This is a genomic window from Marinomonas pontica (assembly GCF_036322735.1).
Classification (GTDB): Bacteria; Pseudomonadota; Gammaproteobacteria; order Pseudomonadales; family Marinomonadaceae; genus Marinomonas; species Marinomonas pontica.
In genome coordinates, this window is sequence record NZ_AP027271.1 from 209,675 (window position 1) to 226,017 (window position 16,343).

General features: G+C 47.1%; 14 protein-coding genes. 3 read left to right on the top strand and 11 right to left on the bottom strand.

The features are described from left to right. Positions 1–2: 2 nt before the first annotated feature. Positions 3–2,105, bottom strand: a complete 2,103-nt coding sequence (locus tag AABA11_RS00945; RefSeq protein ID WP_265728236.1) for a methyl-accepting chemotaxis protein — start codon at positions 2,103–2,105, stop codon at positions 3–5. A gap of 328 nt (positions 2,106–2,433) precedes the next feature. On the opposite strand from AABA11_RS00945, the gene AABA11_RS00950 reads away from it, so the two are divergent. After that, positions 2,434–4,095 (top strand): GGDEF domain-containing protein, encoded by a 1,662-nt coding sequence (locus AABA11_RS00950; RefSeq protein WP_265728235.1) that lies wholly within the window; start codon positions 2,434–2,436, stop codon positions 4,093–4,095. A 13-nt stretch (positions 4,096–4,108) separates the two neighbouring features. Here the strand turns inward: AABA11_RS00950 and AABA11_RS00955 are convergent, their stop codons facing one another. The 5 genes from AABA11_RS00955 to AABA11_RS00975 all read right to left on the bottom strand — a co-directional run bounded on the left by AABA11_RS00955 (position 4,109) and on the right by AABA11_RS00975 (position 9,508). Then, positions 4,109–5,767, bottom strand: coding sequence for a diacylglycerol kinase family protein (locus AABA11_RS00955; RefSeq protein ID WP_338264670.1), 1,659 nt, complete (start codon positions 5,765–5,767; stop codon positions 4,109–4,111). 367 nt (positions 5,768–6,134) lie between these two features. Beyond that, on the bottom strand, positions 6,135–8,063 hold the full coding sequence (locus AABA11_RS00960; protein WP_338264672.1) for a B12-binding domain-containing radical SAM protein: 1,929 nt from the start codon (positions 8,061–8,063) through the stop codon (positions 6,135–6,137). A 97-nt stretch (positions 8,064–8,160) separates the two neighbouring features. Beyond that, positions 8,161–8,295: a hypothetical protein gene (locus AABA11_RS00965; RefSeq protein ID WP_265730210.1), complete on the bottom strand. Its 135-nt coding sequence runs from the start codon at positions 8,293–8,295 to the stop codon at positions 8,161–8,163. Between the two features lie 114 nt (positions 8,296–8,409). Further along, on the bottom strand, positions 8,410–8,559 hold the full coding sequence (locus AABA11_RS00970; RefSeq protein ID WP_265730211.1) for a DUF2256 domain-containing protein: 150 nt from the start codon (positions 8,557–8,559) through the stop codon (positions 8,410–8,412). Between the two features lie 40 nt (positions 8,560–8,599). Then, positions 8,600–9,508 carry a LysR family transcriptional regulator gene (locus AABA11_RS00975; protein ID WP_265730212.1) on the bottom strand — a complete coding sequence of 303 codons (909 nt, stop codon included), beginning with the start codon at positions 9,506–9,508 and terminating at the stop codon, positions 8,600–8,602. An 83-nt stretch (positions 9,509–9,591) separates the two neighbouring features. Here AABA11_RS00975 and AABA11_RS00980 point away from each other — a divergent pair, with 83 nt between their 5' ends. Next, a complete protein-coding gene (locus AABA11_RS00980) occupies positions 9,592–10,254 on the top strand; it encodes an NAD(P)-dependent oxidoreductase (protein ID WP_265730213.1) in 663 nt (220 codons plus the stop codon). 248 nt (positions 10,255–10,502) lie between these two features. On the opposite strand, the gene AABA11_RS00985 is transcribed toward AABA11_RS00980, so the two are convergent. Beyond that, the gene (locus tag AABA11_RS00985; protein ID WP_265730214.1) at positions 10,503–11,411 is read right to left on the bottom strand and encodes a GGDEF domain-containing protein; all 909 of its coding nucleotides are present in this window, start codon (positions 11,409–11,411) and stop codon (positions 10,503–10,505) included. Further along, positions 11,408–12,250: an alpha/beta fold hydrolase gene (locus tag AABA11_RS00990; protein ID WP_265730215.1), complete on the bottom strand. Its 843-nt coding sequence runs from the start codon at positions 12,248–12,250 to the stop codon at positions 11,408–11,410. The genes AABA11_RS00985 and AABA11_RS00990 overlap by 4 nt, the downstream gene beginning before the upstream one ends. Positions 12,251–12,372: 122 nt before the next feature. Between AABA11_RS00990 and AABA11_RS00995 the strand changes: the two genes are divergently transcribed. After that, positions 12,373–12,591, top strand: a complete 219-nt coding sequence (locus AABA11_RS00995) for a hypothetical protein (protein ID WP_265730216.1) — start codon at positions 12,373–12,375, stop codon at positions 12,589–12,591. A gap of 264 nt (positions 12,592–12,855) precedes the next feature. On the opposite strand, the gene tnpC is transcribed toward AABA11_RS00995, so the two are convergent. From tnpC to AABA11_RS01010, 3 genes are all read right to left on the bottom strand, one after another. Further along, complete coding sequence (tnpC, locus tag AABA11_RS01000) at positions 12,856–14,406, bottom strand: IS66 family transposase (RefSeq protein ID WP_338264682.1); 1,551 nt, start codon at positions 14,404–14,406, stop codon at positions 12,856–12,858. A 26-nt stretch (positions 14,407–14,432) separates the two neighbouring features. Continuing rightward, complete coding sequence (gene tnpB, locus AABA11_RS01005) at positions 14,433–14,657, bottom strand: IS66 family insertion sequence element accessory protein TnpB (protein WP_338269619.1); 225 nt, start codon at positions 14,655–14,657, stop codon at positions 14,433–14,435. A gap of 684 nt (positions 14,658–15,341) precedes the next feature. Further along, positions 15,342–16,328 carry an Abi family protein gene (locus AABA11_RS01010; RefSeq protein ID WP_265730218.1) on the bottom strand — a complete coding sequence of 329 codons (987 nt, stop codon included), beginning with the start codon at positions 16,326–16,328 and terminating at the stop codon, positions 15,342–15,344. Positions 16,329–16,343 lie beyond the last annotated feature (15 nt).

Below are 16,343 nucleotides of genomic sequence, written 5' to 3' on the forward strand. Positions count from 1 at the left end.
GTTTACACCTTTAGCTTCGACAGAATGGCGGTTAATTGATTAACGGCTTCCACGTTGTCTTTGTGGTTGGACGACAAACCCGACACCACGTCTCGTAAGGCTTGCGCGGCATCACTGATGATGACAAGGTTGCGGTTGATCTCTTCGGCCACATTGGACTGTTCTGTGGCAGCGGAGGCGACTTGCGAGGAGTTTTCTGAAATGGTCACCACTCGGTCGTTCACAAAGCCGAGTTTTTCTGCGCTGTTGTTGGCGGCGGTGACGGTGTCGCTGACGTTGGATTGGCTGTTATTGATTAAACTCACAGCGGAACTGACATCCTCTTGCAGGGCTTTAATCAGTGTGTCGACTTCTTCGGTGGAGTCTTGTGTGCGCGCGGCCAAATTACGAACTTCGTCGGCGACAACGGCAAAGCCTCGACCTTGCTCGCCTGCTCGGGCGGCCTCGATGGCGGCGTTCAGTGCCAAGAGATTGGTTTGTTCGGCAATCGCGCGGATAGTGTCTAAAATACCGTAAATGGCATCGCTGCGCTCTGACACTTTGGCCACTTGCGCGCTGGCTTGATTCAGCTCAGACGCTAGGCTTTCCACTTGACCTCGGTTGTGTTGCACCAAGTCGAACGACTCTTTCAAGTAGCCGCTCATTTCATTGGTGGCGTTGCCGTTTTCTTGCGCCAAGTTCGCCACGTCAAAGGCAGAGCTTGACATTTCCGTTACGGCCGTTACGACAGACTGAATTTGATCGGTTTGCGAGGAAATGGAGGAGTCGACCTGCGCCGTAGTCTCCACAAAACGTTCATTAGAGTGTGCGACAACATGGCGCTGTTCATTGAGTTGCAGGATCATTTTTTGCAGTTTTTCCGCAAACAAATTAAATCCATCGGCCAGTTGCACCAATTCGAAATGTTTTTGCTGTCCTAAGCGTTGGGTTAAATCTCCCTCTTCTGATGCCAGTTCTTTCATGCGTAATGCAATGTCGCTCAACGGTGCCGTTACCGAGCGGACAATGACATAAATAATACCCAGCCCGATGACCACCAAGGCCAACGCTAAGCTAAGTAGAACGGTAACCGATTGATCGGTTTTGGTACTTAGCCCAGCGTTCAACGCAATGGAAGGCGCCAATAAAACACGGGTAGGAACCGATAAGTAGACTGTCCAATTTTGTGTGGCGTTGCCGATGGCAAAGTCACTGGTGAATGACCATTCTTGCTGACCTTCAATTAAGCCTTTCTTTGTCAGATCCACACCGGACAGTTGGGTGTCTTTTATATTGCTGCCCACGGCTTTGGGGAAGGCGCTAGAACCCACTACAATGCCTCGCTGACTCACTATGGTGATTTGCCCTTGGCCATCAAACAGGGTTTGCGCTAGCGATGTGACTTCGGTTTGGATTTTAGGTAAGTTGACATCCGCACCGACCAAGCCGACGGAGGTTTGGTTGACTAAGACCGGCTCAGTGTAACTGGTCATCAGTACGCTGTTGCCTTCCGATATTTCGTACAGGTAGGGGTCAAGCAAGCACGCTTTGGCGGTTTCGAGAGAGCATAAGTACCACTCAGATTCACGAATGCCGTTGTCGTCTTTTTCAGTGCCGTATTTTTCCGCTGATTCGGTTTCGTAGGAGGCAAACTCACCGTCTTCTTTCACCCAATACACATCCAGAGTGCCCACGTCCGATGTCGTCAGAGTGTTTTTAGGTGCGCTGTTGTCTAGCTGGTCGTAGCCGTTTTTTTCAAATTGCGCATAAAGCGCGCTCATGGTCGGCGTGCTTTTTAAAAAGCCCTTTGTCATCGCATGAACGCGTTCACGGCTGAAGCTCTCGCCATCGTTGCCCTTGGCCGTTTGCGTGAGCAGCGACGCAAAATTGGTTACTGTCGAAGCGGTAGCGCCTAAAAACACCCGCACCTTGGTTTGTGCTTCGCTGGCGGTGGATTTGAGCAGCGTTTCAGCTTGATCTTTTTGGACTTGATTCAATTCATCCGAGGCGAATTCGTTAATTGAGCGAATGGATTGGGTGGATGCCCAGATCATGATGCCAACTAAACACACGGCAAAAAAGCCAACGAGACAAACAAGCTTTACTCTGATACTAAGATTCGACATTTGGTGCCTTCTATCGGTGAGTCAATCGGTATGGATTCAGCAAGTGAATACGGTGCGTTGATTTTCAGTATAGACAACGCAACGCTAAAAGATAAAAAGATGGGCGCTTAAACGCTATATGCCCTTGGGGGTAGATGGACTGATTGCTCATAAAATTGATGTGGAGTTAAGTGAAATTATGCTCAAAGATACATAATGTGTACCATTTTATGGTTGTTTCTTTCTTGAGGTTTCTTACTATGGAAGGGTGGCATTGACGCTGTGTCGTTGTTTTAACGCGTGAATATAAAGCGTCGGGCCCCTTTTTCATCGGCTACGAAGAGACATTATGGCGTTATTGGCAGTGGTTTTTCGGTGGTGTTTCATTGCCTTCCTTAGCGCAGGCGCATGGGGTGTGCACGCACAAATGCCACTTCAACTATCGAACCAGTCGGTGAAATTGACGGACGCTGGCTTATGGTATCGCTTGTCGAATGTTTCGTCTGACTTCGCGTCTGACTGGACACCTTCCCTAGATCAGGCCGAGCTTATGACGGGCTCCATTCTGGGTCGCTCAGGGCGTTTTGTTGCGTCAATACCGCTGACCAACCAAGAAGCCAGAACGTGGTTTGTCATTCCAAACACCAATTTCATGGATCAAGGGGTCGCTTACTGGCAGCCGGATCAAGGCGTCGCCAAAAAAATAGCGGACTTTTCTCAGCAAAGAGGTCAGAGCATCCCCAGCCTTTTACATGCTCAAACATTTCCTCTGAATTTGCCTGCCAATGCCTCGGGTCGATTGTGGATTGTGATCTCAGCTCAGCATTACCCAACCCCTGTGCCATTGTCTTTTGACACACAGTCCGAGTTTTATCATTACAAATCGGTGATTAATGCGGTCACCATTAGCGCGGTTGTGGTCATGCTGACATTGGCTATTATTGCGTTAGTGATTTCTTTGAGGGTTCGGCTAGGGCTGCCTTTTTGGTGCGCGGGCTATGTGGGTCTTCATGGTGTGGGTTGGGCGGTGGCGTCTGGCTTGGTAAATGATTTGGTTCCTTCGATTCCGGTCAACCTGACGTACGGTGGCATGTATATATTTCCCTTCGCCATTGCGTGCGCGGCCATGTTTTCAAAAGGGTTATTTTCGCCATTATTGAGTGAGCGAAAATTAGGCAAGGCGCTCCAATACTTTGCCACGGCCTCTTTTGTATTGGGTGTGATTCTCGCTTTTGTGCCTTTTCAAACGACTTTTTATGTCTCTCATATTATCGCCATGGTGTGGGTGCCGCTGAGCCTTTATATCGGCATTACCATGCTGTCTAAGCAAGACTTTCGCGCCAAGTATTATCTTGTTGGTAACCTTCTCTACAGTATGTCACTGATGTATTACGTGGCTTCCCATGGGAATGTCTTTGCGCACTTGCTTTACCCTGAATTGGTTGTACTTGCGGCATTAGCGCTGGATTGTATTTGTATCATGCTGTCGTTGTCTGAGTGGTTGCAGCTCAAACAAAGAGAATATCTCAAGGTGATGTTTGAGGCGCGCATTGATCCGCTGACGCAAGTCGGTAATCGCTTCGCTTTGAATGAAGCGCTAGAGAGTGTGGGCAAGGATTATTGTATGGTGTTCATTGATTTTGATGGCGTAAAACAGATTAATGATGGACAAGGTCACAAAGCTGGCGACCAATTTTTAATGGATGCCGCCGATCTAATGCGGCGACACGCTCCGGCGGCAGATCAGGTTTTCCGCTCTGGCGGAGACGAATTTGTGTGGTTGATCGGAGGGGATGACGTGTCAAACGACACGTTGGCCTCTGAGCTTGAGCAACGAATTTTAGACACGGAAGTGGCGTTGAGAAAGCATTGGCCAACGGCAGGTATCAGCTATGGCATTGCTCATAAACACACGGGCAAGAGTCCGATTGACTGTCTTGCCACGGCCGACAAACGGATGTACCAACACAAAGCCAGCAAACGCAAACCCTCATTGAATGATTCGTTATGACGTCATGGCTTGCTTAGCTTAGCGTTGATTCAGGAACAATGACACTCAATGACTTAGGTCTCACGACCACTTCGAGTGTCTTCGCTTCACGCACTTCACCGTCTACCACATAATGGCCGACTTGGCTGATATCCACCGTCACACGCTGTGCCGAACGATGAAAAATACCGTTGTTGCTTTCTGGGCTATTGTTGTCTTTTGATAAGTCGCTGTTTTCATTTTGGTCGCCCAACCCAAGCATAGCCAATTCTGCCAAGTTCAATATTTGCATGCGCTCTGGGTCTAACCACGTCAAATCCAACTCACCATCCATAATATCGGGTACGCCTTTGCCTTGAGCCAATAAGGTCGTGATGGGGGCCGCATTGGCAATGGTTAGGCTTGGTGTGGTGATGGTAAAAGGCTCATCGTCGTTTAATTGAATCGTAAATTCATACACTTCGTTTTGTCCGATGGCTTCCCATAAGCCTTTCAAATAAGCGAGCTGGCCACTGGTGTTCTTTTTGCTGCGATCGGCTTTTTCTATCATTTGTTGTTCGAAGCCGACGCCGGCGAGCAACAGCATTAACTCGTCGTTGCAGGTCGCGGTGTCGATGCGTTGTTCGCAACCGTCAATCAGGTTTAAACAAATGCTTTCTATTGGTGCCACTTTTGACATGGTGCCGCACAGCACATGACTTAACGCATTGGCGGTGCCAAATGGAATAATGCCTAGCTTAATATGAGTGCCCACCATAGCCGCGGCCACCTCGGTTACTGTGCCGTCACCGCCACAGGCAATGATCATATCGGGTGAGGCTTTGACGGCTTCTTTGGCAAGATCCGTACCGCTAATATCAGGAGTGGTGGTTTTGACGGTGACATCAAAATAGGCCGATAAATAACGCAGAATTACGTCTTTTTGTTCTTCCCATTGGCGGGTGCCAGACACTGGATTAGCGATCAACCAAGCCGAGTTGTGTACCACCAACAGCTTGTTTTCTAACGCTCGTTTTAAATACCTAAATTGGCGCTCATTTAAACGTACGGTTTGGCGAATTTCTCGTATTTTTTCCATCACCTCGCGCGGTGTGGATTTTGGGTTTTGGCTCAATAAATACGCCGCCATCATAAAGGCGGATCGGCCACGACCTAAAGCACAATGAATAACCACGGAGCGTCCGGTTTTGCGGTGAGTGTGGATCCAGTTTAGAGCGCGCTGAATTTGCGTATCCGAAGGCACCGAATGATCCAGAATCGGAATGTTCAAGTAGTCCACATCGGCTTGGTATGACACCCAATTTAAAGAGCTAAATTCAGCGGTCACGTCTAAAACGGCGCTGATGTTCTCGCTTTTTATTTCATGTATATCAGAAGGAAATAAGCGTCGTGCCAAGAACAGACCATCGTCTATTTTTTGCAATGCCGGTACCGAATCCGTGCTTCTTGCCCAGCTGTTATAAAGCTGGGTGCTCCACAAAAACGGCATAAATACCCAACGAATATAAACGGGCACGGTACCGTCGGAACGTTTGCGAAAAATAGTCGGTTTATTAAGAAGGTAGGCAAGACTGACGGTGAAAAAAGACAGGGCGAACCATGCCCACGCGAACTGAAAATACACATTGCTGGTCTTAATCACCAACAAAACAAAAACCGCTGCGACCAATAAAAAATAGCTTGGTTTAAACAATTCAACTCTCCTAGCATCCAGCTATCGAGTAATCAGAGTAACACACCGCCTTATAAAATAAAGACAGGGAAAAGTGAGAAGCCTGTAAGGTTAGGAGTAACGACTGCCCTAGATGACCTTTTCAACTCCGTTTACACGAATATAGAGATCCACGTCGGATTGGTTCGTAACACTTACTCTTGGAAAATGATTTTCCGAGGCAAATGCAGAACCATTTAAAGTGATAAAGATCGTGATTATGATCAGGTAAATGGCGTGCGTGTTTCGGAATAGCAAACCGCACCTCAAGGCCGTCATGTTTCTTTAACTGTATTAGTATTGCACAAAAAATAGACGGTTTTATCTGGATTAATCTGTTTGAGTTTTGTTAGTCGCTTGTAATCAGGTCGTTTATCGCTCTGGAAATCAGGTCTTTTTTCACTAAGGTGCGCGTCACGGGTTTATCGAACCAAAAGTGCATAGGTTGATCAAAACCAATGCCGTGCATGTAGTTGTAGAGTGCTTTGCGCAGACCTTCGCCGATCATGTCGTGGTCGGTTCCGGTTGGGTCGGTGAAATCCACATCGTTTTCTGCGAACAATATCTCTGGGCGCTCGGCCAGCGTAATGCCGTATTCTTCAGGGTGAATGCCAATCGGACTGTGAGCCGTGGCGGCAAAGCGGTGCCAATAAGCCGATTGGAAACAGCCATGCTCCATCATTTGACGCACCATGTCTAAAGCGTCGATGGATTCTTGTTCCGTTTGCGTTGGAAAACCGTACATCAAATAAGCGTGTACTAAAATGCCGGCGTCGCTAAAGCCTTTGGTTACGCGAGCGACTTGCTCGACGCTGACACCTTTTTTCATCAGTTTTAGCAATCGATCGGACGCGACTTCCAGACCACCGCTCACCGCGATACACCCTGAATCCGCCAATAATTGACAGCGCTCGGGCGTGAAGGTTTTTTCGAAACGGATATTGCCCCACCAACTGATGACCACGCCCCGCTCGATCAAACGTCTTGCTAAGGCGAACAGGGCTTTGGGCGGTGCGGCTTCATCGACAAAATGGAAGCCGGTTTGTCCGGTTTCTTCGATCAACTCTTCAATCCGATCCACCAAAATGTCGGCACCCGCAGCGTCGTAACGGTCGATGTAATCCAATGTGACATCGCAAAAACTGCACTTGCGCCAGTAACAACCGTGGGCAATGGTCAGCTTGTTCCAGCGGCCATCGCTCCAAATACGGTGCATGGGGTTAAGCATTTCGCACAAGGACAAATATTCCGTTAATGGCAAACCATCGTAAATTGGCGTGCCCACATCGGTTTGCGGAATATCGTGCAAGTCGGCGTTTTCATTGTAGTGAACGTAGGGCTCACCCTTGTCGTCTTCTGCAAGGAAGTAAGTACGCACTAACTCGTCGATTTCACGCTTGCCGTCAAAAAATTCCAGCAAGGTCATAAACGGGCGTTCGCCATCATCGAGACAGATAAAGTCGACAAATTCAAACACGCGAGGATCTTTCAGCGCACGCAGTTCGGTATTTACAAAACCGCCGCCCATCACCACAGGAAGATCGGGGTTAATGGCTTTGCAGGTTTGCGCGATACGCAACGCGCCGAGCATGTTGCCTGGGAAGGGCACGGTTAAAGCGACCACACTGGGTTGGGCTTCTTCCAGATATTGTTCGACCAATTGTTCGAGAATTTCAGAACTAAAACTGGGCTCGCCCATTAGGGTGTCGTACAAGTTGTCGAAGCTAGGGTTTGCCGCTGCCAGACGTTCACCGTAACGGCTGACTTCAAAATACGGATCGACGCCTTGGGTAATGACCGCGGACAAATCGTTGATAAACAAGGTCGCCAAATACTTGGCTTTGTCTTGAACACCTAAATTGCCGAACGCGCTTTTTAGCACATCGCCAGACACGGCTTCCATTTGTGCAATGGCGTCAAACGCAGGGCCTTCTGGTAAAAAGCGGCGAGAAATAATACGCAATGCAAGACTGAGGTCTTTGCCTTGCAAAAAGCGAATGGCAGGTTCTACCGCGAGGCGATATCGGTCGAACTCCGCCAAAAATGTGTATATCACATCGGGTAATTCATCGTCTTCGAAAGACTCGAAATTGTCTTCCACATGCTGGCGAATAATGTTCAACGCGGGCGCGGTCATCATTTCAAGAAACAATTCAATGGCCGGATCGCGCTGCACCGCCTCATAGCCCCGAGAGCGCAAAAAGCCTGTCAGATACGCCGTCGCAGGATAGGGCGTATTCAGTTGCGTCATGGGAGGGGTCATCAGAAGAACGGTCATAGCGTGCCTTTAAAGTAATACCTAATCGGAATAGGGCGGATTCTAGCATTTAAAAGAGGCCACCACCCTCAAAAAATGATCTGGCTATGTTCTCGTTTTAATCCAAAATCGCAGTGAGATAACCGCTTCCGAGTTGCTGCATTTGAACTTCAACCCAGTCGACTCGTTGGCGAAGATAATAGGTCAAATCATTGGGGTTCCGAGTGCGTGGGCTGGGTAATAATACCGCCAAATGAGCCGCCATATTTTTTTGTAAATACCGTGTCTACGTTTTGCCATCTAGGATCTCGTAATAGGATGAGTCAGGCGCTCTGGCCTGTGATTTACCACAGTATAAACCATCCTGCTAAATGGCCTGCTTTTTACCTTGGCGTTTGCAACGCTCGGAGCAGTATTTTACTTGTGCCCAATCGCGCTCCCACTTTTTGCGCCACACAAATGGCCGCTGGCAAACGGGGCATATTTTTTCGGGTAAATGGTTTTTCTTGTGAGCCATAAGCGCCTCTTTTAGGCCGACATGGTTACATTCAATCGTGCTAATCGTATTCCTGAAACCATTGAGTGATCAGATCAAACACTTTGCGAATTCGTGGGTTGGTGTGTAACTCGCGGTGCGTGACAAGCCACAAAGGTACCGTAATAGGAGCGCCAAAATGCTCAAACGCACGCACGAAGCTGGGTTCTTTGTCTCCAATGGTTTGGGGAAACAGCCCCAAGCCCAAGCCCTTTTTGACCAATTCCCATTGCAGTCCTTGAAACGGCGTGACGATGGGAAAGTGCTGCTCCGTTAATGGCCAGCCCAAGGCATGTAAGCGACGGAGGAGATCGCCTTCTCGCTCAAAACCAATGATTTCCACCGCCCCAAGGTCTTTTGGCTGTGCGGGTGAGCCATAACGAGCCACCGTGTCAGGTAAACCATAAAACCAAATGGGCTCGTCGACCAAACGACGAGCAATCAAATCCAGCTCGGTTGGCTGAAAGCTTCGTATGGCGATATCAGCATCACGGCGTTTGAGGTCACTGATGCTGTTATTGACATGAATGGTCAGCCGGATCGTGGGCGCGTGTTCTCTTAGAAAAGCCGTGATCGCGGGCAGCCGAAACAGCGCGTCTATTTCGCTGACAGACAGGCTGACTTCGCCCTCCAAGTCGGACGACAACCCCGACACTGCCAAGCTCACTTGTTGCGCGGCCATGCCCATTGGCGCGGTGAATTCTAGCAAATGCTGCCCAGCGTCGGTCAAGACTAAGCCTGTGCTAAGGCGTTCAAACAGCGTGACGTTAAGCGCGCTTTCAAGGTTGTAAATCTGACGGCTCAGGGTGGGTTGAGTCACGCCTATGTGCTTGGCCGCTTTTGAAAAAGAACCTTCTCGTGCGGCGGTAAGAAACGCTTTTAACGCATTCCAATCTAATTGCTCGTATTGATTCGCCATACAAATACGCATATCCGCTCTTTGATTTTGGGTGATTTTAATAGCATATCGACCCCGTTAGACTTTATCCATACAAAAACGAACAGGTAGATAAAATGACGGTAACCAAACACATTGCCATTATAGGCGGCTCGGGCAAGCTGGGAAGATACATGATCGAAGAAGCTCTCTTGCTGGGTTACCAAGTAACCGCAGTGTGTCGACCTCAGAGTGTGGGAAAATTGGAACAATGGAAAGACCGAATCCAAATCGTGCCCGCTTATACCGACGACCGTGAGGCATTGGGACTTTTGTTGCCCAAGGTCGATGCGGTGTTAACCGTATTAGCGCCTTGGGGTGTCAATGGCTATGCCACGAATACCGCCAAGGCCGTGCTGGATTTCGCCCCAGTCAATGCACGTTTGATCTTCTCATGCGGTTGGCACATCAGCCGTGATGGCAAAGACCAGTACTCCTTCAAACTAAAATGTTTCGTCGCCGTCTTTGAAAAATTAGCACGCTGGTTACGCATCGCCGACATTGCTGATCAAGTTCGCGCGACTAATGCCATATTTGCCTCAAAACAACCTTGGACCGTCGTACGCGGCTGTGATCTAGAAGAAGGTGAAAGCCAAGGAATGCCTATTTGGGCGGAACACGTAGGGGATGAACGCATTGCACACAACCTAGTGCGTCGCATCGACTTCGCCAAATTCATGGTCGCTGCTATTGAGAAAGACGAACTGATACAAACCGCGCCCGCTATTGCGAGTTGCTAAATTGGGGCAGATGAAAATAGAAAACTTTGGCAACCACATGAACTTTAGCTCAAGCTTAGCCGCCAGCAAAAAACGCGAGCGAAGCGTTACCAAGCTTTATTCAAATGCCACATCCCAGAAGAAGAACTCGGACGGATTCGATCCGCGACGCATTCAGATATGGCACTGGGAAACGAACGTTTCAAAGAGCAGATCGAGAAGCTAACGGGTAGGCGAGTGACGCCAAGAAAGCGCGTAAGATAACAGGATTAGAAGGCGTGATTTTCATCTATCCCTAACTGTCTGAAGAAGCAGGTTTTGTTGCGACCGCTGTTTTTTGCTTCGTATAAGGCGATATCGGCTTGATGAATGAGCCGTTCTAAGGTGATTTCTAAATGCTGCCCTGTATATTCTGCGACACCGATGCTGACCTTGAGATGATAGTCATTTAGCGTCACGCGATGCAGGTCTTGGTGGAATGTTTTGTCAAACATGATGACGGTTTGCATATCGGTATTTGCTAAAGCGATGAGAAACTCTTCACCACCCCATCGACAAATAACGTGATTCTCCGGAAAGTTTGCCTCAAGACGTTGAGCAACCTGCTTTAATATTAGATCGCCTGTTTGATGTCCATAGGTGTCGTTGACTTTCTTAAAGTGATCAATGTCGATCAACAATATGGTCAGTGGGTGCAGATAACTCGCTTCGCCCATTAAATCGTGTATTCGACGCGTAGCTTCACGCCGATTCAGCAGACCGGTGAGATCGTCTACGCTAGAGAGTTTGGTTAGATTTTTGGTTTGTTGTTCTAATTCGTCCCGCGTGGTGATCAGCTCTTGATACAACTTATCCCGTTTCTCTGATATGAACAGAGACCAATAGACTTTATCGTCATGAGAGAGGCGAGTGTTAAGCGTGACTGGCGTTCGTGTTTTGTTTGCCGTCAGGATAACTGCCTGCGTTTCATCAAGAAACCCCTCTTTGATTAAAGAGGGGTAAAGGTAGCTTTCAAATAGGATTTCACTAGCTTTAGTGAATAAATTTGCCACGTCGTTCCCCGATAATTCTAAAGGGGCGAAACCAAAGCGTTCCGCAAAGAAGTCATTAGCGTACTCGATTTTTCTCGTTCTCAAATCACTGATTAACAATCCACAGGGAAAAGACGGTGGCTTCACTTCTTGGCCTGCTGAGTAATAAAGCGTTCGATATAGACTGAGACAGTTTCTGGATGCGTCATGTGTAAGCAGTGTCCGGTTGCGTGGATTACTTCCAGCGACGAGTGAGGTAAATGTTGGTGAACATACTGCCCGATGTCTAAGGATGCTAGGGAGTCGTTTTCACTCTGCAAAATTAAACAAGGGTGCTTTGATTCGCTAAGCAAGTGGCGGTAGTCGGAAAAGAAGGTTGCCTTAGCGAATGGCTTAGAATATGTGGGATCCGTTGAGCAAAAGCTGTTAGTAAGATGTGTTGTTAATTCTTCGCTGTGACCTGTGCCCATGACAAATGGAGCCAGATAATTAGCCCACCCAATGTAATTTTTATCCATTAGGTTGATCAGCTCTTCTAAATCCTCGCGTTCGAATCCCCCTTGGTATTCTTCGCCAATATTCAAAAAGCAGGGTGAAGGGCAAACCATAATTAACGATGCGAACAATTCTGGGCGTTTTAACGATGCCAATAAGCCGATCATACTGCTAACCGAATGGCCCACGAAGATGACAGAGGACATCGACAAACCCTCAAGCAATTCGATTACGTCAAGGGCATAGCCTTCGAGCTTAGTGTAGCGTTCAGGGTCGTAAAGACTTAATTGAGATTGGCCGCTGCCCACATAGTCGAAGCAGACCACCGTATAGTTGGATTCTAGGTGAGGGAGTAGATAACTCCACATGGATTGATCGCACCCGAAACCGTGGGCCAGAACAATCGCTTGGTTTCCTTGTCCAGAAATTTTGACGTTGTTACGCTGGATAACGTCAATGTTATTGGTGGAAGAGTTTGATGTTATCAACATAATTTGCCCTATTTTTTCATTATTAGCACAGCTTATGTTATCTAAAGCACATTATCAGAAAAGGGCAAGTCTTTTTATAAAATTGGTGAAATTGGGCAGATGAAAATAGAAGATTTATAGTTTTGCCAGTGAAGCTTAGCCGTCAGCAAGAAACGCGAGCGAAGCGTTACCAAGCCTTATTTAAATACCACATCCCAGAAGAAGAGCTCGTATGGATTCGATCCGCGACGCATTCAGATATGGCACTGGGAAACGAACGTTTCAAAGAGCAGATCGAGAGGCTAACAGGTAGGCGAGTGATGCCACGAAAGCGCGGTAGCAAACCGAGCCAGATGGGTTGAATTTTCATCTGACCCCAATTGTTTAATCCGCTACGCATTCAGATATGGCACTGGGAAACGGTAAGCGTGCGGTAAACCACACATAGGCAGCGTCAATTTTTTATTGCCATAAAACTTGTATCTGACACGTGATTGTAATAATTTAAGATTTGACAGAGGGTAAATGGATTTACCTATGCCTCCAGGACGGAGGCTCTGTCTCTTTTCAGGAAGATTCAAGGCTGCATGGATGCAGCGGGAAGATTTTTATCTTTATTCTCAATCTTAAGTCAGCTTGATATTCCACGGCAATAATTCTTCCATGTCATCGTTTTCTTTTCTTCTCGGCAGCTCTTCAAACAATCTTACTAAGTAATCATAAGGGATAAGCCCATTGGCTTTGGCTGTTTCTATTATGCTGTAAAGCGTTGCACTGGATTTTGCACCATTCCCCGTATTGGAGAACAACCAGTTTTTGCGTCCAATCACGAAGGGCTTGATGGCGCGCTCCGCTCGGTTGTTATCGATGTTGATACGATAATCGGTCAAGTAAACGCTCAGTTTGTCCCATTGATTGAGATTGTATTGGATCGCTTTGCTCAATAAGGATTTCGGTGGCACTTGTTGAGCCGATTTTTCAAGCCAGGCTTTGTAGTTCGCTAAGACTTCGGGCGCTTGCTCCTGACGGATTTTAAAGGCGGCTTCTGCATTGTCAGCCTGTTGGGCCAACGTCTCGATAGCGTACAGCTTTTTGATGTGATTGATCGCCATCGTTGCTTTTCCTGACTTGCCTTTCGGCATGCCTTTTTCCGCTTCAATAAACTTACGACGTGCATGTGCCCAGCAACCAGCCAGCTTGGCTTGGGTCGATTCGTACGCTTGGTAGCCATCGACATTAAGATAGCCATCGAAGCCTTGTAAAAAGTCGACGGCGCATTGCCCACTTCGTGTCGGTTGGTAATCGTATAGGACGATATTCGGGATCGGATTGCGTTTGTCTGGGGCATCTTTGCCTGTGCAATACACCCACATGTAACATTTCGAACGAGCTTCTTTGATCACATTGAGGGTGGTTTCATCCGCTTGGATAACGGACTGTTTCAGTAATTCTTGATGCAGCCGTTCATAAAGCTTCTCTAAGGCATCGGCACATTTTTTCATCCAATCTGACATGGTTCGTCGGCTCAACTCGATACCGTATTGCTTAAATAAGGTTTCTTGTCGATAGAGTGGTAAGCTGTATTGGAATTTGCCCGTGATAATCTGACTCAGCAGACTAGGGGTCGCGATGCCTTTGGGGATAATGCTCGGTGGCACAACCGCTTGCTTAATCGCATTCTGGGTGCCTGTTTTCTCACACTCACGGCACGCGTATTTAGGGCGAACCGTTTCGATGACCTTGAGTTGAGCCGGGATAAAATCAAGCTTTTCAGAACGGTCTTCACCTATGCGATGAAGTGCACCTTGGCAACATGAGCAGACTTTGTCTGACTCAGCGATATCCAGTACAACCGTTTCGCGAGGTAAATCCTTTGGCAGGGGCTGACGCTTAGGTTTCGAGCGAGTGTAAGAGACGGTCTGCGTTTCAGTCTCCGTGTCGATGACATCAGATTCGGCCGCCATTTCATCAAACAACTCACCTTGCCCAGGTGAGGTTTCCGAGCTTTTGCCAAACTGCTTTTGCTGCGCCAAACGCCACTGCTCTAAAATGAACGTGTATTTCGATTGCCACTGTGCAAGCTGCGAGTCTTTTTCACCCAACAGCCGAGCTTGCTCAAGCAAGATAGCCTTGAGTGACTCAACGTCATTGGGTAAGTTTTCTGGAAGCATTTTCATGGGTTGGATTATACCAACCTAATGGGTTATTCGTCATGATATCGATAGGTTAAATGCGGATGAGCCTCTTGAGAGTGAAGAGGCAAACCATCCAACAACCAATTAAGTTGTCGATGGGATATGTGCCGCGATAAATGTTCATCCTCAATGCCAGGCCATTGGAAAGAGCCTTTTTCCAATCGTTTGTAATGCAACCAAAAACCATTATTAGACCACTGCAATATTTTGATCTTGTCACGGCTCGACCACAGAAGACAAAAATGTTCTCACTACAAGGTTCTTTTTCAAGATCGTAGGCGACGATATTGCAAAGCCCATCAATGGCTTTACGCATGTCGGTAGGCCCACAAATCAGTGTAACGTTAAGCTGGGAAGATGCAGTAAACATGAGTCTGTTGCTCCTATTTAAAAGACAACAGACTTTAAGGGGTTTGGGAAAGATTAAAATGTGTGGTTTGCCGCACGCTTACGATCAAACTATCTTGGTTATCTTACAGTCTACCCCAAGGCTCTTTATCACAGACTGTTTATTGTCGGTTGCAATACGTTGGTGTCAGTACTAAAATTGATCATTTAGAAGGGCTTAACATATGACTCATTACTGGATTGTCCATATGTTCTCACGCTACCAATGATTCGCCGGTGACATCATTGTTGATGGTTAGACTAAACATTGTTTAGTCACCCTGACCCCAAAGAGCTAAAGGGCTGCCACGAACTATCATTTTTCATTTTAAAAAAGAGCATTTGTCTTGCTCTTTTTTTATGTTTGTTAAAAAGTCGCAATGATTGTTCAGAGGGGGGCTGTCATAGGCGCTTACAATGCCGTAAAAGGTTCTGAGAACATGTTTCAATGTGTTTATAACATTGCGCAAAGCTAGCGAGTGTTTTAGTATTGCATTTAACACGGCCCCTGCCTCTTGGCTCTTCGGAGTTTACGCGGGGGTTTTTTGTGTCCACCATTCTTGCCAGTTTTCTGGTGCACCCATGTCTTTAATCGAGCAGGTTTTATCTGATTTTAGTTCAGGAAAGCTCTCTAGCATCTGCTCTATCCTGATATGCCAATGAGTATTTGGACAAATCCCTAAAATAAGGTGTCTTACAATCGCGATAAGTAGAAATGGCTTAGCGATCAAGTCTTGCTTTCCGATAAAGTTATCGCACCATTCGATCTGACCAAGGTTTGGTAGTTTAGGCTGATCAATGATGTTGCGGTTCCAAAGTCTGCTGTGATGAGCAACAATATTCCTTAAGTAGTTTAGTGACCTTAGCCAACTGGCGAATACAGAGAAATCTTGTACTCCATATTTCTGAGCAATTTGTGCCTGATCTTTGGTTTGCATCATCGAAAAAAGCTGAGACATGGAGCCAAAATCCCAAATTTCGATCGCTATCCATATTGGTAGGTCTTCGCCTGGGTATCGCGTATGGAAGTGTTTTACGAAGTCTTCTTTAGAGCGCTTTAGTAATCCCGAGTACTTTTCTTGCCATGCCTCGAAGGCAGGTTTACCACGAAACTTTTTATTGGCAAATGTGGGGTGGAAGAGAGTTTTGTCTCGGTATGCAAAAGCATCTTTAGTACCAAGTAAGTAGGCCATATCGACTCTAAGCGCGATTTCGATTCTTTCTAGTGCATCGGTGAGACTCAGGCGCAAAGATTTATCAAATAGATATAGGTTAACGGCATCTAAAAAGTGGGTGTTTTTATAAAAATCATCTTGCGCTTTCAGAACGAGTTTATTGTTCTGTTTATTCATCTCTAATTGGAAGGTACGAAATGGGTACCAATATGCGCTTAACCGATAATAGCCAATTCGCTCTAGGTATGAGCGAGCCTGATTAGGTTCACCAATGTTCATTCCACGAACTTTGAGCAATCTCAGTTGCTCTTCAAAGGATTTCCAAGGTTTTTGGTATTTCATAAAGCATCCTTGCTT